The sequence below is a fragment of the Mycoplana azooxidifex genome, from assembly GCF_014196765.1.
GTDB lineage: Bacteria > Pseudomonadota > Alphaproteobacteria > Rhizobiales > Rhizobiaceae > Mycoplana > Mycoplana azooxidifex.
Genome location: NZ_JACIEE010000006.1, coordinates 287,270 through 310,628, shown reverse-complemented (window position 1 = coordinate 310,628; position 23,359 = coordinate 287,270). Strand labels below are relative to the sequence as shown.

The window sequence follows — 23,359 nt, the reverse complement described above, 5'->3', positions numbered from 1 at the left end:
GTCAGCGTCTCCAGCCCGTCGTCGGAGCCGGTGGCGGCGTTGATCAGCCGCGTCGCCTGCGGCGTCGACCAGCGCACCCTTCCGTCGCCGCGCACGGCGAGCAGGTGGCGGCCGGCGGCGTCCAGCGCCACCCGCGCGCTTTGGGCGGAGCGGGCATTGGTCAGGTGGACGCGAATGCGCGCGCGCAACTCGTCGATGTTGATCGGCTTGGTCAGGTAGTCGACGCCGCCGGCCTCGAGCGCGCGGACGACATGCTCGGTCTCCGTCAGCCCGGTCATGAACACGACCGGCGTCTGGCTGACGGCCGGGTTGGCCTTCAGCCGCTGGCAGGTCTCGAAGCCGTCGAGCCCCGGCATGACGGCGTCGAGCAGGATGATGTCCGGCGTGATCCGCTCGACGATCCCGAGCGCGGAGGTGCCCGATGTGGCGATCAGCACCGAAAAGCCGGATTGCTCCAGCGCCTCGGTCAGAAAGCCGAGCGCCTCGGGGCTGTCGTCCACAAGCAGCACGATGTCGCGCGGGCCGGGTATTTCAGTCACGCGGTTCGGTCCTTTCTTCGGAAATGTTCTTCAGGAAGGCATCGTAGCCCGAAAGGTCGAAGGCCTGGACATAGTCCCTGAGCGCATCGGCGAAGGGCTTGTGTTCAGGCAGTCGGGCGATCTCGGTGAGCTTCGCCTCGATGCCGCGGACATAACCGATCTCGCCGAGCCGGATCAGTTCGGCGACGTGGGCGGGGCCGGGATCGATGATCCGCCGGAGCACTGCCGGGGCGGATTCGGCCATGTGCGCGTCGGAGGTGATCCAGTCGAGCTTCAGGTGCAGGGCCAGCTTGTCGCAGAGCTGGCCGAGATCGAAGGGCTTGGCGATCGTGTCGTCGTGTCCACTGGCGCCCTGCGCCGAGCCATCGCCGATATTGGCCGACAGCATGATGATCGGCGCCGTCTGCCCGGCCTGCCGCAGCCGTTCCACGAGCTCCCAGCCGCTCATGCCCGGCATGGAAATGTCGACGAGGAACAGGTCCGGCCGCAGCGCCTCGGTCAGCGCCAGGCATTCGCCGCCGTCGCCGGCGGTCAGAACGTTGAAGCCGAGCGGCGAAAGCGTCTCGCCCATCAGGTTGCGATGGTCCTCGTTGTCGTCGACGACGAGGATGCTGCGGCGCAGCCCGCCGTAGCCGCGGATGCGGCTGGTCGGTTCGAGCAGGGATTGCGGGCGGTCGACGGCCGACAGCATCAGCCGGACGCGGAAGCTCGTGCCGCGATCCTTGGCGCTCGTCACCGATATCTCGCCGCCGAGCGTCTGGGTTAGAAGCCGCGTGATGGTCAGCCCGAGGCCGAGGCCCGGCATCCGGTTGACGTGCTCGGCCTCGCCGCGCTGGAAGGGATCGAAGATGCGCGGCAGGTCCTTCTCGGCGATCCCGCGGCCGCTGTCCTCGACGGTGAAGGTCGCCACCTGGCTGCGATAGCCGACGTCGAGCCGGATATGGCCGCTGTCGGTGAATTTCAGTGCGTTGGAGACGAGGTTGACGAGGATCTGCCGCAGCCGCTTCTCGTCGGTGCGCACGAAAGGGGGCAGGGAGGGGCTGCGGACATGCTCGAAGGCGACGCCCTTGGCCTGCGCCTGCGGCTTGAACATGTCGACGATCTGCTCGAGGAAATCGTGGATGTTGATCTCGTTCGAATAGACCTGCAGCTTGCCCGCCTCGATCTTCGAGATATCGAGCAGCCCGTCGATCAGGCCCGACAGGTGCTCGGCGCTGCGCCGGATCACCTTCACGGCCGGCTGCCGCGGCGCCGGGATCGTCTCGTCTCGCTCCAGAAGCTGGGCATAGCCGAGCACGGCGTTCAGCGGCGTGCGCAGTTCGTGGCTGAGGCCGACGACATAGCGGCTCTTGGCGCGGTTGGCCGCCTCCGCCGCCTCCTTCGCCTCCTGCAAGGCCGCGTCCGTCTTCTTGTGGGCCGCGATTTCCTTCAACAGCAGCGTATTCTGCCGTGAGGATTCCTCCTCGGCCACGACCCGGCTGTCGTGCGCGAGCACGTAAAACCAGCAGACGACACCGGCCGCGACGGCGAAGACGAAGAAGACGATCGCGACCGTGCCCTCGACGACGGCCGCCGTCTCCGGCGAGGCGCCGCCTGCCTGGTGGGCGATCATGGCGAGGATCACGCCGATGCCGGCGATCGAGAGCGCGGCCGAAAGCCCGTAGCGGCCGAGCCGGGTCTTCAGCTTGTCGACCACGGGAGCGGGCAGGACGGCGCGGGCGACGTGGGCGGCCTGCGCATGGAAGCGCGCCTTCGGCTTGCACATGTCGTGGCAGCGGCTGTCGAGCGAGCAGCAGAGCGAGCAGATCGGCGCGGCATAGGCCGGGCACCAGGCCATGTCCTCCGGCTCGAAGGGATGCTCGCAGATCGAACAGGTGATGGTGTTCTGCAGGTGCCAGTTCCGCCGCGGCTTGCGGGCGAGGTAGAACTTGCCGTCCGTCTTCCAGGCGATCAGCGGCGAGGCGACGAAGGAGGCGGCAGCGGCGATATAGGGCGCGAGCGAGGCGGCGATGTCGCCGAAGGCGCCGAAATGGGCGATAAGCGCCAGGCTCGCGGAGAAGAACATCGCGCCGAGGCCGACAGGGTTGATGTCGTAGAGATGGGCGCGCTTGAACTCGATGCCGGGCGGGGACAGGCCGAGCGGCTTGTTGATGAAGAGATCGGCGGAGATCGTGCACAGCCAGGCCATGGCGACGATGGAGAAGATGCCGAGCGTCTCTTCCAGCAGCCGGTAGATGCCGAGTTCCATCAGGAGCAGCGCAATCGCGACGTTGAACACCAGCCAGATGACGCGGCCGGGATGGCTGTGGGTCAGCCGCGAGAAGAAGTTCGACCAGGCGAGCGAACCCGCATAGGCGTTCATCACGTTGATCTTCAGTTGCGAGACCACGACGAAGGCGGCCATCAGCAGCAGTGTCGCCCACTCCCAGGGGATCATGTAGCCGAAGGCGGTGTAGTACATCTGCGCCGGGTCGGCCGCGCGCGTCGACGGCACCCCGGCATTCAACACAAGCACCACGAGGAAGGAGCCGGCGAGCAGCTTCGGCGCACCGACGACGACCCAGCCGGAGCCGGCGAGGAAGATCGCGATGCGGTGGCTAAGCTTGCGCTGGCCGTCGGGCGGCAGGAAGCGCAGGAAGTCGACCTGCTCGCCGATCTGCGCCATCAGCGCGAAGATGACGGCGGACGCCGCACCGAATTCCACCAGATGGAACGGCGCGAGCGTGCCGGGCGGACCGGAGGCGTGGCGGATGCCGGAATAGGCGAGCCACTCGCCGAAGGCGTTCCAGTCGGCAAAGGCGATGAAGACGAAGGGCAGGATGTTGAGCACGATCCAGAACGGCTGGGTGACCAGCTGGAACTTCGAGATCAGCCGCACGCCGTAGGTGACGAGCGGGATCACCGCCACAGCGCTGATGATGTAGCCGATCCAAAGCGGGATGCCGAGCGCCAGCTCCAGCGCGCCCGACATGATCGAGGCCTCGATGGCGAACAGGATGAAGGTGAAGCTCGCATAGATCAGCGAGGTGATGGTCGAGCCGATATAGCCGAAGCTCGCCCCGCGGGTCAGAAGGTCGATGTCGACGCCGTGGCGGATCGCGTAGCGGCTGATCGGCAGGCCGACGAGCAGGATCATCAGGCTGGCGACGAGGATCGCGGCGATCGCGTTCGTCGTGCCGTAGGACATGGTGATCGTGCCGCCGATGGCCTCCAGCGCCAGGAACGAGATCGCCCCGATCGCCGTCTGCGAGATCCGCTCCGACGAGAACCGCCGCGCGCTCTTGGCGGTGAAGCGCAGCGCATAGTCCTCCAGCGTCTGGTCGGCGACCCAACGGTTGTACTGACGTCGGACCGGTATGATGCGCTGGCGTGCTGCCATGGGCGTCCTTCGAGCGGGCGGGCAAACCCTGCCCGTGACCCGGTCCTAGCACATCGCGGCGGCGGCGAGAATTGGTGCGCTGCGGCAGAGGTGCCGTTCTTTACCCCGGCGTCTACGTAGAATGACGTATGTGCACTGCAACGCGATCGTCCGATGATCCCTTGAGCAACGGTTAAGCGGCCAGACCGTCCGTTGTCCGTCAGAACTAGAGGGGTTCACAACAATGACTATCAAGGCACGCCTGACCGGCGCATTTCTCGCCGCCGTTCTCTCCACCACGGCGCTTAACGGCGCATTCGCGGCCGATGACACGATCAAGGTCGGCATCCTGCATTCGCTGTCCGGCACCATGGCGATCTCGGAAACGACGCTCAAGGACGCCATGCTGATGCTCATCGAGGAGCAGAACAAGAAGGGCGGCCTGCTCGGCAAGAAACTGGAAGCCGTCGTCGTCGACCCGGCTTCCGACTGGCCGCTGTTTGCTGAAAAGGCCCGCGAACTGGTCTCCGTCGACAAGGTCTCGGCCGTGTTCGGCTGCTGGACCTCTGTGTCGCGCAAGTCGGTCCTGCCGGTCTTCGAAGAGACCAATTCGATCCTGTTCTACCCCGTCCAGTACGAGGGAGAGGAAAGCCAGCGCAACGTCTTCTACACGGGTGCTGCACCCAACCAGCAGGCGATCCCGGCCGTGGACTACCTGATGGAGAACGAGGGCGTCGAGCGCTGGGTACTCGCCGGCACCGACTACGTCTATCCGCGCACCACCAACAAGATCCTCGAGGCCTACCTGATCGCCAAGGGCGTTGCGCCCGAGGACATCATGATCAACTACACGCCGTTCGGCCATTCCGACTGGCAGACGATCGTCTCCGACATCAAGGGCTTCGGCGCGGCCGGCAAGAAGACGGCGGTGGTCTCCACCATCAACGGCGACGCCAACGTTCCCTTCTACAAGGAGCTCGGTAACCAGGGCGTCAAGGCCGAAGACATCCCGGTCGTGGCCTTCTCCGTCGGTGAAGAGGAACTCGCCGGTCTCGATACCGCACCGCTCGTCGGTCATCTTGCCGCCTGGAACTACTTCCAGTCCGTCGACAACCCGGCCAACGCCGAGTTCATCAAGACCTGGAAGGCCTACACCAAGAACGACAAGCGCGTGACCAACGACCCGATGGAAGCGCACTACATCGGCTTCAACATGTGGCTGAAGGCCGTCGAGAAGGCCGGCACCACCGACACCGACGCCGTGCTCGACGCGATGATCGGCGTCTCGGTCCCGAACCTCTCGGGCGGCTACTCGACCATGATGCCGAACCACCACATCACCAAGCCGGTGCTGATCGGCGAAATCCAGGCCGACGGCCAGTTCGAGACCGTCTGGGAGACCCCCGGCCTCGTGGTCGGCGACGAGTGGTCGGACTATTTGGCCGACTCGAAGGACCTGATCTCCGACTGGCGCGCACCGATGTCGTGCGGCAACTTCAACGTCGCCACCGGCAAGTGCGGCGGCAAGGGCTCCTGATCCGCCTGATCGATCGGTCGGCCACGCGGGATTTTCCCTCGCGGCCGGCCGGATGCGTCCCGTCATTCTCCGGTGGCGGGATGCATCCGGGCTTTCGCTGCCTGCCCCGTCTCGTGGGGAGATTGCTGCGGCGGGTCCGGAATGCCGGGGCAACCTTCGGGCGCCTGTACTCGTCGCATCCACAATTGCGGCGTGACCCTGCACTGCACATGCCGGCCCCGGAAGCGGTAAGGCCCGGCCTGGCAAGGATGATCTCATGTTGACGCGGCTAGCCTATCGATCGTTCCAGTCCCTGCTGGTGACCTTCTGCCTCCTGATCACCGTATTTGCGACCGACCTGAGGGCGCAAGACGATCTCCGCGCGATGGTCGACGCCTTGGGCGAAGGCAGCTTTGCAAAGACCGTCGAGCAGGTGGAGGCACTGGCGAGGACCGGCGATCCGAAGATCGTCCCCGCGCTGGAGGCGCTGGCCGCAGGCGACCTCTACCAGCGCAATTCCGACAAGCAGGTCTTCCTGACGAGGACGGCCGGCGGCACACTGACCCTCGTGGATCCTCTCACCGGCGAGGAGGTCGGCACCGAAGCCGCAAGCGCGCTGACCAAGATCCGCGTCAACAACAGCCTCCGCCGCGCGGTCCGCACCGCGCTCGGCGGCCTGACGCTGATGAGCCCCGACGCCGGCGTTCGCCTGCAGGCGGCGCAGACCATGCTGCGCTCGCCTTCCGCCGATGCGCTCGAGCAGGTCGAGACGGCGCTCGCGGCCGAAACGAATGCCAACGTAAAACCGGTACTGGAGCGCGCCCGCGCCGCGGCGCTGCTGGTCTCTGACCGGCCGGACGACGAGAAGAAGGCGGCCGTCGCGGTCATCGGCAATGCCGGCGGACAGGACGCCCTGTCGCTGCTGTCGGCAGCCCTTGCCTCCGCCGACGACAATCTCCGGCCCGACATTGAGGCCGCGATTTCAAGCATCAAGGAGCGGCAGGCGCTGTGGAGCGTGGGGCAGAACGTCTGGTATGGCCTGTCCCTCGGCTCCGTGCTGCTTCTGGCCGCGATCGGGCTTGCCATCACCTTCGGCGTCATGGGCATCATCAACATGGCGCATGGCGAGATGGTCATGCTTGGGGCTTACACCACCTTCGTCGTGCAGGAGGTGATCCGCACCTCGTTTCCCGGCCTGTTCGACTGGTCGCTCGCCATCGCGCTGCCGCTGGCCTTCCTCGTCACCGGCGCGGTCGGGCTGGCGATCGAGCGCGGCGTCATCCGCTTCCTCTACGGCCGGCCGCTCGAGACGCTGCTGGCCACCTGGGGCATCTCGCTGATCCTGCAGCAGGCGGTGCGCTCGATCTTCGGCCCGACCAACCGCGAAGTGGGCAACCCGTCCTGGATGTCCGGCGCCTTCGAGCTGGGCGGTCTGACGGTCACCTGGAATCGCCTCTGGATCATTGTCTTCGCGCTCGCCGTCTTCACGGCACTGCTGTTCCTCCTGAAAAAGACGCCGATGGGCCTGCAGATGCGGGCAGTGACGCAGAACCGCCGCATGGCCTCGTCGATGGGCATCAGGACGCCCTGGGTCGACGCGCTCACCTTCGCGCTCGGCTCCGGCATCGCCGGCATCGCAGGCGTAGCACTTTCGCAGATCGACAACGTCTCGCCGAACCTCGGCCAGGGCTACATCATCGACAGCTTCATGGTCGTGGTCTTCGGCGGGGTCGGCAATCTCTGGGGCACGCTGGTCGGCGCGTTCACGCTCGGCATCCTCAACAAGTTCCTCGAACCCTATGCGGGTGCGGTGCTCGGCAAGATCCTCGTCCTCGTGCTGATCATCCTCTTCATCCAGAAGCGGCCGCGCGGGCTGTTCGCACTCAAGGGCAGGGCGGTGGAAGCATGATCACCTCGTTTCTCCTCAAATCCTTCGATCGCACCGTCATCGTTGCCGTCGGCATCATCCTCGGGCTCGGCCTGCTGATCCCGGCACTGAACCTCTTGACGGCGCCGGACCACCCGCTGCACGTGCCGACCTACCTGGTCTCGCTGTTCGGCAAGTACCTGACCTATGCGCTGCTGGCGCTCGCACTCGACCTCGTCTGGGGCTTTTGCGGGATCCTGTCGCTCGGCCACGCCGCCTTCTTCGCGCTCGGTGGCTATGCCATGGGCATGTACCTGATGCGCCAGATCGGCGCGCGCGGCTCCTACGGCAACCCGCTTCTGCCGGACTTCATGGTCTTCCTCAACTGGAAGGAGCTGCCCTGGTTCTGGTACGGCTTCGACATGTTCTGGTTCGCAGCGCTGATGGTGGTGCTGGTGCCGGGCCTGCTCGCCTTCGTCTTCGGTTGGTTCGCATTTCGCTCGCGCGTCAACGGCGTCTATCTCTCGATCATCACCCAGGCGATGACGTTTGCGCTGCTGCTCGCCTTCTTCCGCAACGACATGGGCTTCGGCGGCAACAACGGCCTGACCGACTTCAAGGACATCCTCGGCTTCAATATCCAGGCCGACGGCACGCGCGCAGCCCTGTTTGCCGCCTCCGCCGTGGCACTCGCAGCCGCCCTGGTGATGACATCCGGTATGGTGCGCTCGAAATACGGCAAGATCCTCGTCGGCGTGCGCGACGCCGAAAGCCGCACCCGCTTCCTCGGTTACCGCGTCGAGCACTTCAAGCTCTTCGCCTTCACCGTCTCGGCGATGATGGCGGGCGTGGCCGGCGCGCTCTACGTGCCGCAGGTCGGCATCATCAACCCCGGCGAGTTCGAGCCTGGCAATTCGATCGAGGTGGTCATCTGGACAGCGGTCGGCGGGCGGGGCACGCTGATCGGCCCGATCATCGGCGCGATCCTCGTCAACGGCGGCAAGAGCATCTTCACCGCCGCCTTCCCGGAATTCTGGCTGTTCGCGCTCGGCGGCCTGTTCGTCCTCGTCACGCTGTTCTTGCCCAGGGGCATCGTCGGCACGGCCCAGGCCTGGCGGGCGAAGCGCAAGGAATATCGCAAGGCGGCCGACGACGAGGCGGTAAAGGGCATGGCCGCGGCAGAGCCGCTGGCGGCGGAGTAAGCACCATGAACGACAAGAAACCGACAAGCCTGCTCTATCTAGACGGCGTCTCAGTCTCCTTCGACGGCTTCAAGGCGCTGAACTCGCTCTCCTTCGTCATCGAGCCCGGCGAACTGCGCGCCATCATCGGCCCGAACGGCGCCGGCAAGACGACGATGATGGACATCATCACCGGCAAGACCCGGCCCGATTCAGGCGATGTGTTCTTCAAGGGCGATATCGACCTGACCAGGCGCGACGAGGCGGAGATCGCCCAGCTCGGGATCGGGCGGAAGTTCCAGAAGCCGACAGTGTTCGAGAGCCACACCGTCTGGGACAATCTGGAGCTGGCGCTGAACCGCAGGCGCGGCGTCTTCGCGGCCCTGTTCTACAGGATGACGGCGGAGGACGAGGCCCGTATCGAGGAGATCCTGTCCACGGTACGCCTGTCGAACCGTCGCAACGACCTTGCCGCCAGCCTCAGCCACGGGCAGAAGCAGTGGCTGGAGATCGGCATGCTTCTGGCGCAGGAGCCGGAACTGCTTCTGGTCGACGAGCCCGTCGCCGGCATGACGGATGCCGAAACGGCAGAAACGGCGCTCCTGCTGAAGGAGATCGCCAGGACCCGTTCGGTCGTCGTCGTCGAGCACGACATGGGCTTCATCCGCGAACTCGGCGTCAAGGTGACGTGCCTTGCCGAAGGTTCGGTACTGGCCGAAGGCTCGATCGACTTCGTCAGCGCGGACCAGAAGGTCATAGAGAACTATCTGGGGAGATGAGGATTCCGGGACACGAACTTCCTTCACCCTGACCCTCTCCCGCCGCACTCGGGAGAGGGGACAGACAAAGGGTACCGCCGGCGTTGCGTAATCGGCGGTGCGGCACCGGGCCTTCTCCCCGTTCGCGGGGAGAAGGTGCCGGCAGGCGGATGAGGGGCAGATGTGCCTCCGCGACGGCCATATCGAGGAACGAGAATGCTGACAGTCGAAAAAGCCAGTCTCCACTACGGCGCCGCCCATGCGCTGCGCGGCATCTCGCTTTCGGCCGAGATGGGCAGGATCACCTGCGTGCTCGGCCGCAACGGCGTCGGCAAGTCGAGCCTGCTTCGCGCCGTGACCGGCCAGCACCCGCTCTCCTCCGGCACGGTCAGCTTCAACGGCGTGGCCCTCGACGGCATGGCGCCCTATAACCGCGCCAAGCAGGGCATTGGCTATGTGCCTCAGGGTCGGGAGATCTTCCCGCTGCTGACGGTGAAGGAAAACCTCGAAAGCGGCTATGCCCCGCTGAGACGGGCGGATCGATCGATCCCCGATGACATTTTCAGCCTGTTTCCGGTGCTGCAGACCATGCTCGGCCGCCGCGGCGGTGACCTCTCCGGCGGTCAGCAGCAGCAACTGGCGATCGGCCGGGCGCTGGTGACGCGGCCGAAGATCCTGGTGCTGGACGAGCCGACCGAAGGCATCCAGCCGTCGATCATCAAGGACATCGGCCGGGCGATCAAATACCTGCGCGATTCCACCGGGATGGCAATTCTGCTTGTGGAACAATATCTTGATTTCTGCCGGGAGCTTGCGGATCATGTCTACATCATGGATCGTGGCGAGATCGTGCACGAGGGACCGGCCGAGACGCTGGATACGCCCGAGGCGCGACGGCACCTGACGGTCTGACGGCTCGCTTATCGATATGTTCGCCGCGACAGCCACCATCTTCGAGGCCGCACGCTGCAGCCGGAGAACCGACGTGACGATGCAAGCTTCGATTGCCCCCCAGCGCGCCCGCGGGGCGGGGCGTCTTTCGACCAAGGCCCGCGACGGGCGCACCCGCCTCGACACGTTCTACCAGGAAGGCTGCGCCAAGATCCGGCTGCCCGAGACCTTCGATGCGGGGATGGAAGCGGTGCTGATCAACACCTCCGGCGGGCTTACGGGCGGCGACGTCGTCGACTGGTCGTTCGAGGCGGGTGAGGCGACGCAACTGACGCTGACGACGCAGGCTTGCGAAAAGATCTACAAGGCCGCCGCGGGTACCGCCTCGGTCGGCACGCGCATTATGGTCGGCGCCGGCGCGCGCGTGGACTGGCTGCCGCAGGAGACGATCTTGTTCGATCGCGCCTCGCTGACCCGGACGCTGACGGTGGATCTCGCGCCGGATGCCGAATTCGTCGGGGTCGAGGCGGTGATTCTCGGCCGCAGGGCGATGGGGGAGACGATGGCGAACGGCCTCTTCCGCGACCGCTGGCGGATCCGGCGCGCCGGCCGGCTGATCCATGCGGAGGAAGCGCTGTTGTCCGGCGCCATTGCAGATCAGGTCTCGCAGCCTGCGGTCCTTGGCGGGGCAGGGGCCTTTGCCACGCTCCTCTATTGCGGCGGGCGGGCGGAGGCGATGCTCGCGGGAACCCGCGCGCTGCTCGGCGAGGCGCTCGCCGGCGCAAGCCATTGGCAGGACAAGCTCGTGGCGCGCGTGACCGCCGCCGACGGCTTCGCGCTGCGAAAAACCCTCATCCCGGTCATTTCGCACTTGCGCAACGGCGCCAGCCTGCCGAAAGTCTGGACTCTGTAAGATGAAACGGACGAGCAATCCATGAACCTGACCCCCCGCGAAAAAGACAAGCTGCTGATCTCCATGGCGGCCATCGTCGCACGCCGGCGCCTGGAGCGCGGCGTGAAACTCAACCATCCCGAGGCGATCGCGCTGATCACCGACTTCGTGGTGGAAGGCGCGCGCGACGGCCGCTCGGTCGCCGACCTGATGGCGGCCGGCGCCCATGTCATCGGCCGCGCACAGGTGATGGAGGGCGTGGCCGAGATGATCCACGACATCCAGGTCGAGGCGACCTTCCCGGACGGCACCAAGCTCGTGACCGTCCACGAACCGATCAGGTGAGCCCATGCTGGACCTTCGTCCCAACTGCGAATGCTGCGATCGCGACCTCGCCCCCGACAGCCGGGAGGCGATGATCTGCACCTTCGAGTGCACCTTCTGCACAGACTGCGCCGGCGGGGCGCTTGCGGGCGTCTGCCCGAACTGCGGTGGCGAACTCGTCCGCCGTCCGGTCCGGCCGGCGGCGATGCTTACGAAACACCCCGCCTCGACGAAACGCGTGCTGAAGGCCGAGGGCTGCGGCCCCGCCAGGGCAGCCTAGGAGAAAGCCGATGATCCCCGGTGAAGTCATTGCCGCAAGCGGCGACATCGAACTCAATGCCGGCCTGCCGGTCACGGAGCTGGACGTCTCCAACACCGGCGACCGGCCGATCCAGGTCGGTAGCCACTATCACTTCTACGAGACCAATGCCGGCCTCGTCTTCGACCGCGAGACGGCCCGGGGCCTGCGGCTCGACATTCCGGCCGGGACGGCGGTGCGCTTCGAGCCGGGCCAGACCCGCACGGTGCGGCTGATCCCCTTTGCCGGCAAGCGCGAGATCTACGGTTTCCGCCAACAGGTCATGGGAGGACTCTGACATGGGAATTGCACACTACCGCGGCAGCTGCCAGTGCGGCGCTGTTTCTTTCGAGGCCGATGTCGATCTCGACCAGACGATCGTCTGCAACTGCTCGCGCTGCCAGCGCCTCGGCTCGGTGCTGGCCTTCGCCCCGCGCGACGCCTTCACGCTGAAATCGGGCGAGGGGAACCTGTCGGAATATCGCTTCAACACCAGAACGCTCCGTCATCTCTTCTGCAAGACCTGTGGAATCCAGGGCTTCTCCTTTGGCGAGAAGCCGGACGGCACGTCGATGGTCGCCGTCAACGTCAATTGCCTGGAGGGCGTGAACCCCCGCGCACTGTCGTCGCACGCCCATGACGGCGCATCGGCGTGAGCGCCGCATGAAAGGGGGAAGGCGATGATGAAGGCTGGAATTCTGACGATGCTGTGCGGCTGCGTCCTGCTGATGGACGCCCCCGCCTCGGGCGAGGACGCGCATCACGTCGATTGCAAGAATGCCGAGACGCAGATGGATATGAATGCCTGCGCGGCTGGCGACTTCGAGAAGGCGGACAAGGCCCTGAACGCGCGGTGGCTGGCGACGAAGAAGGCCGCGGCCGCATGGGACCATCGTGTCGGCTCGGCGGAACAGCCGCGCGGCGCGGAGGAGCGCCTGCTGAAGGCTCAGCGCGCCTGGCTCGCCTATCGCGACAGCCAGTGCGCGGCGGTGGGCTTCACCGTCGAGGGCGGATCGATGCAGCCGATGGTCGTCTCCGGCTGCCTCGCAGACCTGACCCGCAAGCGGACCGAAGAACTCGGGACGCTTTCGGACAGCTTCGTGAACTGAGGGCCGGGGCTGGATGGGGCGGCGCATCGTGATCGTGGGAAACGGGCAGGTGGCGGCGGGAGCGGCCGCGACCATCGATGCCGCCGATTTCGTCGTCCGTTTCAACCTCAGCCGCAACACCGGGCAGTCGGGCACCCGCACCGATGCCGTCGCCGTCTGCAACACGGGACGGCCGGCAAACGAAATGCTGGATGGCCCCGAATGGCGCGAGAGCGCCCCCGTCAGGGCCAGCCGCGAGATTTGGTCCGTGCGCGACCCTGAAAAATTCGCAGGCTTGCGGCCGCAATTGGCCATAAGCCATCCCGAACTCGACGATTTCTGCGACGATCGCACCGAGGGCTTTGCCCGGTTCGCCGCCGAAAGCGGCAAGCTGCACCGGATCATTCCCGCAGCCGTGCACGAGGCTGCCGATACCGCGCTGGCTGCACTGGGCGCGGGATCCTACGTGGTGCCGAGCAGCGGCCTGGTCACGCTCTTTCATGTCCTCTCCGCACCCGAGCATTCCGGGTCGGATATCTTCCTGACCGGCTTCAGCCACGAGGGCTGGGACGGCCATCCCTTTGCCGCCGAGCGCCGCCTCGTCGCCGGCCTTGCCGCCGAGGGGCGCCTGCACCTCCTGGCCTCGCCCTCCGCCCCCTCCCAAGGAACCTGATCCATGTCCTACAAGATGTCCCGCGCGTCTTACGCCTCCATGTTCGGTCCGACCACGGGCGACAGGGTGCGCCTGGCCGATACCGAGCTCTTCATCGAGGTGGAGAAGGACTTCACCACCTACGGCGACGAGGTGAAGTTCGGCGGCGGCAAGGTCATCCGCGACGGCATGGGCCAGAGCCAGGCGACGCGCGGCGAAGGCGCGGTCGATACCGTCATCACCAACGCGCTGATCGTCGACCACACCGGCATCTACAAGGCCGACGTCGGCCTCAAGAACGGCCGCATCCACGCGATCGGCAAGGCCGGCAACCCGGATACCCAGCCCGGCGTCACCATCATCGTCGGTCCCTCCACCGAGGCGATTGCCGGCGAAGGCAAGATCCTGACGGCCGGCGGCATGGATGCGCATATCCACTTCATCTGCCCCCAGCAGATCGAGGAAGCGCTGATGAGCGGCATCACGACCATGCTCGGCGGCGGCTCCGGACCCGCGCACGGCACGCTCGCCACCACCTGCACCGGCGCCTGGCATATCGAGCGGATGATCGAGAGCTTCGACGCCTTCCCGATGAACCTCGCGCTCGCCGGCAAGGGCAACGCCTCGCTGCCTGCGCCGCTGGAGGAGATGATCCTCGCCGGTGCCTCGTCGCTGAAGCTGCACGAGGACTGGGGCACGACGCCGGCGGCGATCGACAACTGCCTTACCGTTGCTGATGCCTTCGACGTGCAGGTGATGATCCACACCGATACGCTGAACGAGAGTGGCTTCGTCGAGGATACGGTCGCCGCCATCAGGGGGCGCACCATCCATGCCTTCCACACCGAAGGCGCGGGCGGCGGCCATGCGCCCGACATCATCAAGGTCTGCGGCCATCCGAACGTGATCCCGTCCTCGACCAACCCGACGCGGCCTTACACGGTCAACACGCTCGCAGAGCATCTCGACATGCTGATGGTCTGCCACCACCTGTCGCCGTCGATCCCCGAGGACATCGCCTTTGCCGAAAGCCGCATCCGCAAGGAGACGATTGCAGCGGAGGACATCCTGCACGACATCGGCGCGTTTTCGATCATCTCATCCGACAGCCAGGCCATGGGCCGCGTCGGCGAGGTGGCGATCCGCACCTGGCAGACGGCCGACAAGATGAAGCGCCAGCGCGGCAAGCTGAAGGAAGAGACTGGCGACAACGACAATTTCCGCGTCCGCCGCTACATTGCCAAGTACACGATCAACCCGGCGATCGCCCATGGCATCTCCCATGAGATCGGCTCGATCGAGGTGGGAAAGCGCGCCGACCTCGTTTTGTGGAACCCGGCCTTCTTCGGCGTCAAGCCGGACATGGTGCTGCTCGGCGGCTCGATCGCGGCTGCCCCGATGGGCGATCCGAACGCCTCGATCCCGACGCCGCAGCCGATGCACTACCGGCCGATGTTCGCAGCCTACGGCAAGCTGCGCACCAGTTCCTCGGTCACCTTCGTCTCTCAGGCCTCGCTCGACGGCGGGCTGGCCCTGCGCCTCGGCGTCGACAAGAAGCTGGTGGCGGTGAAGAACGTCCGCGGTGGCATTTCCAAGGCCTCGATGATCCACAACTCGGCGACCCCGCACGTCGAGGTCGATCCGGAGACCTACGAGGTGCGCGCCGACGGTGAACTGCTGACCTGCGAGCCGGCGACGGTGCTGCCGATGGCGCAGCGCTATTTCCTGTTTTGAGGCGGTTCGCGCTCACGGCCGGCGACGGCGGCGCCGTGGGGCCAGAGCAGGGTAGTCGCATATGAATGAATACCCCTCCCCACCCGGCCGCTCCTCCGGAGTTCCATTTGGGCAGACGGGTGCCGCGGGTCTTCTCCCCCCTTGTGGGGGAGATGGCCGGCAGGCCAGAGGGGGACTTGCCATAGGCGATTGCCCGAGACCAGTCCGCCGGCCTCTGGAAACTGCGTCCGCCGGCGCGTAACCTACCCCGACCATTTCAATTGACCGGAGACTTCCATGCAGCACGTCCATTCCTATCGCCCGGCCGGCGAGGTGTCCGATCCGCCGGTGGACACCGTCACCTTGCCCTCCCACCTGCGCCATCTGCGCCGCAAGGTCCTGCACCTGTCCAACGGCGACATGGTGATGCTCGACCTCAAGGAGGCGGTGCTGTTCCATCACGGCGACCGGCTGGTGCTCGACAACGGCGACACGGTCGAAATCCATGCGGCCCCCGAGAAACTCTTCGCGATCAAGGGGCTGGGTACGCTGCATCTCATCGAGCTCGCCTGGCACCTCGGCAACCGGCATCTGTCGGCGCAGATCGAGGAAACGCGCATCCTCGTGCCGCGCGACCATGTCATCCGGGGCATGCTGGAAGGGCTCGGCGCGACGGTGGAGGAAGTCGAGGAACCGTTCCAGCCGGCGCGCGGGGCCTATCACGCGCATGGCGGCCACGATCACGGTCACGGACAGGGGCACGGCCACGATCATCACCATCCCGCCCATGATTGATCCTCGATGAGTGGGGGGCTCGATACCCGGGCGCTGCTGCGGCTGATGGCCTGGCTGTCGCCGGCCTTCCCGATCGGCGGCTTTGCCTGGTCCGGCGGGCTGGAACGGGCGGTGCACGACGGGCAGGTGGAAGATGCCGCCGGCCTGTCGGGCTGGCTGTCGACACTCTTGCGGCATGGCTCGCTCTGGAACGACGCGGTGCTGTTTGCGGGAGCCTGGCGCGCATTCGACAACGGCGCGGCCTTGCGGGAGGTCGCGGAGCTGGGGCTGGCCATGGCCGGCTCGGCGGAGCGGCATGCCGAAACCCTGTCGCTGGGCAGGGCGTTCGTTACGGCTGCTTCGGCCTGGCCGGATCCGGTGTTCGATCGCCTGCCGGGCGAGGTGGGCTTTCCCGTCGCCGTGGGTGCGGTGGCGGCCGCCCATGGCGTACCGGTGGAAGATGCGCTGGCCGCCTACCTGCACGCCACGATCTCGCAATCCGTCTCGGCCGGCATCCGGCTCGGCGTCTGCGGGCAGGCGGAAGGGGTGGCCATCCTCGCCGCCCTCGAAGGCATGGTGGCCGGGACGGCGCATCGCGCCGGCCGGTCCACGCTCGACGATCTCGGCGGCGCGGCGATCCGCACGGACATCGCCTCGCTCAGGCACGAAACACAGACTTCGCGGCTTTTCCGCTCCTGAGAGCGGGTCTAGAGCATGTCTCCCGAAAGTGGGAACCGGTTTCGGGATAAAGACATGCGTTAAAACAAAGGCCTAAAGCGCCAAAAGCGAATCCGAAGGATCGCGACGCGCTTTAAGCTGCGCTTCGACCATGGAAAGGGACAGCAAATGAAATCGGCAAACGGCCCGTTGCGCGTCGGCATCGGCGGCCCCGTCGGCTCGGGCAAGACGGCATTGACCGAAAAACTCTGCAAGGCGATGCGCGAGCGCTATTCGGTCGCCGTCGTCACCAACGACATCTACACACGCGAGGATGCCGAGGCGCTCGTGCGCATGCAGGCGCTGTCGTCGGACCGCATCATCGGCGTGGAGACCGGCGGCTGCCCGCACACGGCGATCCGCGAGGATGCGACCATCAACCTGCAGGCGATCGCCGACCTCAACCGGAAATTTCCCGATCTCGACGTCGTCTTCATCGAATCGGGCGGGGACAACCTGGCGGCGACCTTTTCGCCGGATCTTGCCGATATCACCATCTACGTCATCTCCACCTGCCAGGGCGAGGAGATCCCGCGCAAGGGCGGCCCGGGCATCACCCGCTCCGACCTACTGGTGATCAACAAGAAGGACCTCGCCCCCCATGTCGGCGCCGACCTCGACGTGATGGACCGCGACGCCACCCGCATGCGCGAAGCCAAGCCCTTCGTCTTCACCGACATGAAGCGCGGCGAGGGGATCGACCGCATCGTCGACTTCCTGACGATCGAGGGCGGCCTGGCCTGAACCACCGGGCCTGGATCGGTAAGCAAGTGCCGGTCGCGCTCCTACTCGTGATCCACGACCAGCCGGTAGCCGACGCCGGCTTCCGTCCGAACGATCGCGGGCTGTGTCGGGTCGCGCTCGATCTTCTGCCGCAACTGGCCGATGAAGACGCGCAGGTAATGCAGGTCTTCGGTATGGGCGGGTCCCCAGACCGAGGTCAGCAGCGTGCGGTGGGTGACGACACGGCCGGCGTGGCGCCCCAGCAGGGTGAGAAGGTCATATTCCTTCGGCGTCAGGTGGATGGCCTCGTCGTCGCGCGTCACCAGCCGGTGCACGGTGTCGATCGTAAGCCCGTCCGCCAGGATGAAGGGCGCCTGCACCTCGTTTCGGCTACGGCGGCGCAGCGCGTTGCGGATGCGGGCGGTCAGTTCGCCGATGCCGAAGGGCTTTTCGACATAGTCGTCTGCACCGAGGTCGAGGGCTGCGATCTTCTCGCTCTCGCGGTCGCGGGCAGACAGGATCACGATGGGGATCTCCGACCAGCCGCGCAGGCTGGCGATGATGTCCTTGCCGTCCATGTCGGGCAGGCCGAGGTCCAGCACCATCAGGTCGGGGGCCTGCGTCGCGACGGCCTTGAGCGCCTCGGCGCCCGTGGCGGCCTCGACCACGTCGTAGCCCGCGGCCATCAGCGCCGGTTTCAGGAAACGCTGGATCTGCGGCTCGTCGTCGACGACCAGAATGCGCGCGAGCGTCATGATGTCTTCTGCACCTTTCCCTGATCGACTGCGGGGAACCGCATGACGATGCGCGTGCCCTTCTTCCTGACCGCCGGACTTTCGGCATGGATCCGGCCCCCCATCGCCTCGACGAACCCGCGAGCGATGGACAAGCCTAGGCCGGTTCCTGGCGCGCGCCCGTCGGGCCTGCCCCGGCGATAGAACTTCTCGAAGATCCGTTCGAGGTCTTCGGCCGGTATCCCCTTGCCGAGGTCGGTCACGGATATCAGCACGTCCTGGCCGTCGCGCCGCGCGTAGACGTTGATCGGTTCGCTGCCGCCATATTTGACCGCGTTGTCGAGCAGGTTGAACACCACCTGGCCGAACAGGACGCTGTCGCCCTCGATCAGCGGCAGGTCGGCTGCAATCCCGGTCTCGATGAGGCGGCCGCCGGCATGCTTGCGTGTCCGCTCGACGGCCGACTGGATGGCGTCCGCCACATCCACCCAGTCGTGCTTCGGCTTCAGCGTGCCCGCCTCGATCCGGGTCATGTCCAGGAGGTTGGCGACGAAACGACTCATGCGGCCGCTTTCCTCCTCGATCGACTGCAGGAGGTCGTCGCGGCTCTCCGGGCTCATCCGGTCCCCCAGCTGGCGCAGGCTGGTGACGGCGCCGGTGATCGTCGCAAGCGGTGTCCTGAGATCGTGGGAAATGGAGGACAGCAGTGCCTCGCGGTAGCGCTCGCCCTCGAGCTTTGCGGCCTGCAGCACGCTTTCTTCGGCAAGCCGCGAGCGGTCGAGCGCGATCGCCGTCTGGTCGAGGATGGCGGCGAGCGCGCGCTCGGCATTGATGTCCAGCGGCTCGCCCGTCTGCTCGATCCCGCAGACGCCGAGGGCGGCATGTGGCCCGAGCAGCGGGCGAAACTCGAAGCGACTGTTCGGCAGGGTGCCCGTGCCATGCCCGGCCGGTTCGCGCTTGTCCTGCGCCCAGCGGGCCGCCGTCAGGTCGGTGACGTCGAGCTCGGTGTCCGGCGGCCAGGCCACGGCGATGCGCAGGTCGTCACCTTCCGGCAGGAGCAGAACGATGTTGCGCCGGAGGCTTGCCTGGAGTTGCGAGGCGGCGAGCCAGATGGCGTCGTCGGTCTTCGCCGCACCAGAAAGTTTGCGCGAGAAATCGTGCAGCGATTGCAGCGCCGTCGCCCTGACGCGGGCCACCTCCGCCTGTTCGCGGATCCGCGAGGCGAAGCCGCCGGCGACCATGGCGACCACCAGGAACGCCAGCAGCGCAAAGACGCCGTGCGGCGTCGAGATGGCGAAGTTGTGCAGCGGATCGATGAAGAAGAAATTGTAGGCGACCGTAGACAGCAGCGCCGCCAGGAACGCAGACAGGTAGCCGCCGGTGACGGCCGCACCGAGGACCGCCAGCAGGAACAGCAGCGAGATATTCGGCAGGTTGACGAAGGCGGCGATCATCTTGCCGATCACGGTCGTCGCTGCGACGAAGCCGACCGCGATGGCAGCCGACATCCGGACGGTCGCCAGGCTGACCGTCGATGGCCGCAACCGCTTCGGTCGCTCTTCGGCGGCCCGCTCCGGCGTGACCATGTAGACCCCGATCCCGGCCGCGCGGCGCGCCAGGGCATGGGGCAGCGACCGGAACAGCAGCCTTGCGATCCCACTGCGCCATTTGGCCCCGATGACGATCTGGGTGGCGTGCTCGCGGCGGGCCAGCTTGAGAATCTCTTCGACGAAATCGTTACCGACGATGCGCCGCGTCTCGGCCCCGAGCTGCTCGGCCAGCCTGAAAAGCGCATCGATCCGCTGCAGGCGCGCGGACGTCTCCACCTCGCGGTCGGCGCGCTCGATCGACACGACGATCCAGGCCGCGTTCAGCCCCGAGGCCAGCCGGCTGGCGACCCGGACGACCTTTTCCGACAGATCGTCCGGCCCGACGCAGACGATCAGGCGTTCCCCTGTCGCCCATGGCCCCTCGATCGCGTTCTGCTTGAGGTAGTCGACCATCTGGTCGTCGACCCGATCCGCGGTGCGTCGCAGCGCCAGTTCGCGCAGGGCCGTCAGGTTTCCGAGCCGGAAGAACCGGTCGACGGCGCGGCTGGCGCTTTCGGGCAGGTAGACCTTGCCCTCCTTCAGCCGCTCGATCAGTTCGCTCGGCGGCAGGTCGACGAGCAGTACCTCGTCGGCACGCTTGAGGACCAGGTCCGGCACCCGTTCGCGCACCGTCACGCCGGTGATCTGGGCGACCAGATCGGCGAGGCTTTCCAGGTGCTGGATGTTCAGCGCGGTCCAGACGTCGATGCCGGCGTCGATCAGTTCGCCGATATCCTGGTAGCGCTTGGGATGGCGGCTGCCTTCGGGGTTGGAGTGGGCGAGCTCGTCGACCACGACGATGCGCGGCTTGCGGGCCAGCGCAGCATCGAGATCGAACTCCTCCAGCATCCGGCCGCGATGGGCGACGCGCGCCCGCGGCAGGACTTCCAGGCCGGTGAGGAGGGCGGCCGTCTCGTCGCGCCCATGCGCCTCCACGACGCCGATGACGATATCGACGCCGTCGGCCTTCAGCCGCCGCGCGCGCGACAGCATGGCATAGGTCTTGCCTACCCCGGGTGCGGCTCCCAGAAAAACGGTCAGCTTGCCCCGGCGATCCTTCTTCGCCAGGGCAAGTAGTGCGTCCGGATCGGGTCTGCGTTTGTCGTCGCGGTCGTCTTCCGCCATTCATTCTCTCACGTCTTCAGTGCATCGAGCGCCAGATTGAGCTGTAGCACATTCACGCGCGGTTCGCCGATCACGCCGAACCCGCGCCCCTCGATCTGCCGCTCGACGAGACCGCTCACGTCGCTCGCCGCCAGTCCCCGGGCCCTTGCTACACGAGACACCTGCGCGCGCGCAAACGCCGGCGAGATATGCGGATCGAGGCCGGAGCCGGACGTCGTTGCGGCATCGGCCGGGACGGGGGCTGCCGCCCCGGCCGCCTTCAGCTTCTCGATATCGAGGGCGACCCGGTCGCGCAACTTCGCAGACGTCGTGCCAAGGTTCGATCCCGACGAGGCGGAGGCGTTGTAGGGTTCCGGTCCGGTCGCAGACGGCCGCGGCCAGAAATAGCGCTCGGAGGTGAAGTTCTGCCCGATCAGGGCGGAACCGACGACGGCGCCGTCCCTTTCGACGAGGCTGCCGTTGGCGAGCGCCGGCAGGACGGTCTGGGCCAGGCCGTTGACCGCCAGCGGATAGGCGAGGCCGGTGAGCGCGGTCATGGCGACGACGAGGGTGATTGCGGGGCGAAGATGGTTCAGCATTTTTACACCAGTTGCAGGGCGCTGACGGCGACGTCGATGAGCTTGATGCCGGCAAAGGGCAGGACGAGGCCGCCGAGGCCATAGACGAGGAGGTTGCGGCGAAGCAGGGAGGCCGCACCGGACGGCCGGTAGGCGACGCCACGCAGCGCGAGCGGGATCAGCGCCACGATGATCAGGGCGTTGAAGATGACAGCCGAGAGGATGGCCGACTGCGGTGAGGCAAGCCCCATGATGTTGAGCGCATCGAGGGTCGGGTAGGTGGCGACGAACAGCGCCGGGATGATCGCGAAGTACTTGGCCACGTCATTGGCGATGGAGAAGGTCGTGAGCGAGCCGCGCGTCATCAGGAGCTGCTTGCCGATCTCCACGATCTCGATGAGCTTGGTGGGGCTCGAATCGAGATCCACCATGTTGGCGGCCTCGCGGGCGGCCTGGGTGCCGGTCTGCATGGCGACGCCGACATCGGCCTGGGCCAGCGCCGGCGCATCGTTGGTGCCGTCGCCGCACATGGCGATCAGCCGTCCGCCCTGCTGTTCGCGGCGGATAAAGGCGAGCTTGTCTTCCGGCGTGGCCTCGGCGAGATAGTCGTCGACGCCGGCTTCCGAGGCGATCGCAGCCGCGGTCACCGGATTGTCGCCGGTCACCATGACGGTGCGGATGCCCATGGCGCGGAGCGCGGCGAAGCGCTCCTTGATGCCGGGCTTGACGATGTCCTTGAGGTGGATCACGCCCAGCAGCGTCGTGCCGTCTGCCACCGCCAGCGGGGTGCCGCCGCTGCGGGCGATCGCATCCACGTCGCGGCGGAATTCGGAAGGTGCGGTGTCTTCCGTGCGGCCGGCGAAGCGCAGGATCGCGTCTACCGCGCCCTTCCTCAGCCGGCGCTTGCCCTGGTCCACGCCCGACAGCCGGGTCTCGGCGGCAAAGCCGATCACCGCGTCGAACTCCGCCTTCGGCATCGGGATTGCGAATTCGCCGGTGGCGAGGGCGACGATGGAGCGACCTTCCGGCGTCTCGTCGCTGAGGCTCGCCAGCAGTGCGGCCTCGGCGAGCTCCGACTGGGTTACGCCCGGCGCCGGCAGGAAGTCGCTGGCCATGCGGTTGCCGAAGGTGACGGTGCCGGTCTTGTCGAGCAGGAGCGTGTCGACGTCGCCTGCCGCCTCCACCGCGCGGCCAGAGGTGGCGATCACGTTGAAGCGCACGAGGCGATCCATGCCGGCGATGCCGATGGCCGAGAGCAGGCCGCCGATCGTGGTCGGAATGAGGGTGACGAGCAGCGCCGCCAGCACGGTCACCGAGAGCACCGTGCCGGAGTAGCCGGCAAGCCCCCAGATCGCGACGCAGACGAACAGGAAGATCAGCGTCAGGCCCGAAAGCAGGATCGACAGCGCGATCTCGTTCGGTGTCTTCTGGCGTTGCGCACCCTCGATCAGCGCGATCATTCGGTCGACGAAGGACGAGCCGGGGGCAACCGTGATCTTCACCTTGATCTCGTCGGACAGCACCTGCGTGCCGCCGGTCACGGCCGAACGGTCGCCGCCGGATTCGCGGATGACCGGCGCCGACTCCCCGGTAATGGCGCTTTCGTTGACCGAGGCGACGCCGTCGATCACCTCGCCGTCGCCGGGGATCAGTTCGCCGGCCGAGACCAGCACCACGTCACCGACCTTCAGCGTCGTCGCGGGGACGGTCTCCGTAGCGCCGCCGGCGGTGAGCCGGCGGGCCAGGAGTTCCGATTTGGTCTTCTTCAGGCTGTCGGCCTGCGCTCGCCCGCGGCCCTCCGCCACCGCTTCCGCAAAGGTGGCGAAGAGGACGGTGAACCAGAGCCAGGCGGCGATCTGGCCGGAGAAGATGGCGTCGGCCGTGCTGGTGGCGAGGTCGCGCAGGAAGAGCAGCGTCACGACAGCCGCCACGACCTCTGTGACGAAGATCACGGGATTGCGCAGCAGTTGCCGCGGATCGAGCTTGCGGAAGGCGTCGCGCGCTGCCGGAAGCAGGATTTGTGGGTCGAGAAGACCAGGTGCCTTGCGGTCTTTTGACATGGG

At 66.6% G+C, this 23,359-nt stretch carries 21 protein-coding genes and 1 pseudogene; 16 read left to right on the top strand and 6 right to left on the bottom strand.

All coding sequences use genetic code 11. The features are described 5' to 3' along the window. Nucleotides 1–7: 7 nt before the first annotated feature. Together GGQ64_RS28315 and GGQ64_RS15965 are read right to left on the bottom strand one after the other, a co-directional pair. Nucleotides 8–539 (bottom strand): annotated as a pseudogene (locus tag GGQ64_RS28315) (response regulator); the annotation flags it as partial. Then, complete coding sequence (locus GGQ64_RS15965) at nt 532–3,918, bottom strand: hybrid sensor histidine kinase/response regulator (protein WP_183806082.1); 3,387 nt, start codon at nt 3,916–3,918, stop codon at nt 532–534. The pseudogene GGQ64_RS28315 and the gene GGQ64_RS15965, both read right to left, overlap by 8 nt. A 223-nt stretch (nt 3,919–4,141) precedes the next feature. On the opposite strand from GGQ64_RS15965, the gene urtA reads away from it, so the two are divergent. The 16 genes from urtA (at nt 4,142) to ureG (ending at nt 17,312) form a co-directional block, all read left to right on the top strand. Continuing rightward, nucleotides 4,142–5,434 carry an urea ABC transporter substrate-binding protein gene (gene urtA, locus GGQ64_RS15960; protein WP_183806081.1) on the top strand — a complete coding sequence of 431 codons (1,293 nt, stop codon included), beginning with the start codon at nt 4,142–4,144 and terminating at the stop codon, nt 5,432–5,434. A 256-nt stretch (nt 5,435–5,690) separates the two neighbouring features. Continuing rightward, nucleotides 5,691–7,322 (top strand): urea ABC transporter permease subunit UrtB, encoded by a 1,632-nt coding sequence (urtB, locus tag GGQ64_RS15955; protein WP_183806080.1) that lies wholly within the window; start codon nt 5,691–5,693, stop codon nt 7,320–7,322. Then, nucleotides 7,319–8,482 (top strand): urea ABC transporter permease subunit UrtC, encoded by a 1,164-nt coding sequence (gene urtC, locus GGQ64_RS15950; RefSeq protein ID WP_183806079.1) that lies wholly within the window; start codon nt 7,319–7,321, stop codon nt 8,480–8,482. Before urtB ends, urtC begins: the two co-directional genes overlap by 4 nt. A 5-nt stretch (nt 8,483–8,487) precedes the next feature. After that, a complete protein-coding gene (gene urtD, locus GGQ64_RS15945; protein ID WP_183806077.1) occupies nt 8,488–9,240 on the top strand; it encodes an urea ABC transporter ATP-binding protein UrtD in 753 nt (250 codons plus the stop codon). Between the two features lie 195 nt (nt 9,241–9,435). Further along, a complete protein-coding gene (gene urtE / locus GGQ64_RS15940; protein WP_183806075.1) occupies nt 9,436–10,131 on the top strand; it encodes an urea ABC transporter ATP-binding subunit UrtE in 696 nt (231 codons plus the stop codon). Between the two features lie 79 nt (nt 10,132–10,210). Continuing rightward, the gene (locus tag GGQ64_RS15935; protein ID WP_246422722.1) at nt 10,211–11,023 is read left to right on the top strand and encodes an urease accessory protein UreD; all 813 of its coding nucleotides are present in this window, start codon (nt 10,211–10,213) and stop codon (nt 11,021–11,023) included. A 21-nt stretch (nt 11,024–11,044) separates the two neighbouring features. After that, on the top strand, nt 11,045–11,347 hold the full coding sequence (locus GGQ64_RS15930; protein ID WP_183806070.1) for an urease subunit gamma: 303 nt from the start codon (nt 11,045–11,047) through the stop codon (nt 11,345–11,347). 4 nt (nt 11,348–11,351) lie between these two features. Next, the gene (locus GGQ64_RS15925; RefSeq protein WP_183806068.1) at nt 11,352–11,606 is read left to right on the top strand and encodes a DUF1272 domain-containing protein; all 255 of its coding nucleotides are present in this window, start codon (nt 11,352–11,354) and stop codon (nt 11,604–11,606) included. A gap of 10 nt (nt 11,607–11,616) precedes the next feature. Next, entirely contained in the window at nt 11,617–11,922 is a 306-nt protein-coding gene (locus GGQ64_RS15920; protein WP_183806066.1) for an urease subunit beta, read from the top strand. 1 nt (nt 11,923) lies between these two features. Continuing rightward, nucleotides 11,924–12,280 (top strand): GFA family protein, encoded by a 357-nt coding sequence (locus tag GGQ64_RS15915; RefSeq protein ID WP_183806056.1) that lies wholly within the window; start codon nt 11,924–11,926, stop codon nt 12,278–12,280. A 27-nt stretch (nt 12,281–12,307) separates the two neighbouring features. Further along, entirely contained in the window at nt 12,308–12,733 is a 426-nt protein-coding gene (locus GGQ64_RS15910) for a lysozyme inhibitor LprI family protein (protein ID WP_246422695.1), read from the top strand. 13 nt (nt 12,734–12,746) lie between these two features. Then, a complete protein-coding gene (locus tag GGQ64_RS15905; RefSeq protein ID WP_183806052.1) occupies nt 12,747–13,385 on the top strand; it encodes a Urease operon accessory protein in 639 nt (212 codons plus the stop codon). Nucleotides 13,386–13,388: 3 nt separating this feature from the next. Beyond that, on the top strand, nt 13,389–15,098 hold the full coding sequence (gene ureC, locus GGQ64_RS15900) for an urease subunit alpha (protein ID WP_183806050.1): 1,710 nt from the start codon (nt 13,389–13,391) through the stop codon (nt 15,096–15,098). Between the two features lie 276 nt (nt 15,099–15,374). Then, nucleotides 15,375–15,872, top strand: coding sequence for an urease accessory protein UreE (gene ureE, locus GGQ64_RS15895; protein ID WP_183806048.1), 498 nt, complete (start codon nt 15,375–15,377; stop codon nt 15,870–15,872). A gap of 6 nt (nt 15,873–15,878) precedes the next feature. Then, entirely contained in the window at nt 15,879–16,550 is a 672-nt protein-coding gene (locus GGQ64_RS15890; RefSeq protein WP_183806046.1) for an urease accessory protein UreF, read from the top strand. Between the two features lie 147 nt (nt 16,551–16,697). Continuing rightward, nucleotides 16,698–17,312: an urease accessory protein UreG gene (gene ureG, locus GGQ64_RS15885; RefSeq protein WP_183806044.1), complete on the top strand. Its 615-nt coding sequence runs from the start codon at nt 16,698–16,700 to the stop codon at nt 17,310–17,312. Between the two features lie 41 nt (nt 17,313–17,353). Here the strand turns inward: ureG and GGQ64_RS15880 are convergent, their stop codons facing one another. Genes GGQ64_RS15880 through kdpB form a run of 4 tightly spaced genes read right to left on the bottom strand, consistent with a single transcriptional unit; the run spans nt 17,354 to nt 23,356 of the window. Beyond that, complete coding sequence (locus tag GGQ64_RS15880) at nt 17,354–18,046, bottom strand: response regulator (protein ID WP_183806042.1); 693 nt, start codon at nt 18,044–18,046, stop codon at nt 17,354–17,356. After that, nucleotides 18,043–20,739, bottom strand: a complete 2,697-nt coding sequence (locus GGQ64_RS15875; protein ID WP_183806040.1) for a sensor histidine kinase — start codon at nt 20,737–20,739, stop codon at nt 18,043–18,045. Before GGQ64_RS15875 ends, GGQ64_RS15880 begins: the two co-directional genes overlap by 4 nt. Before the next feature lie 8 nt (nt 20,740–20,747). Then, entirely contained in the window at nt 20,748–21,317 is a 570-nt protein-coding gene (gene kdpC / locus GGQ64_RS15870) for a potassium-transporting ATPase subunit KdpC (RefSeq protein WP_183806037.1), read from the bottom strand. 2 nt (nt 21,318–21,319) lie between these two features. After that, entirely contained in the window at nt 21,320–23,356 is a 2,037-nt protein-coding gene (kdpB, locus tag GGQ64_RS15865) for a potassium-transporting ATPase subunit KdpB (protein WP_183806035.1), read from the bottom strand. Nucleotides 23,357–23,359: the final 3 nt, after the last annotated feature.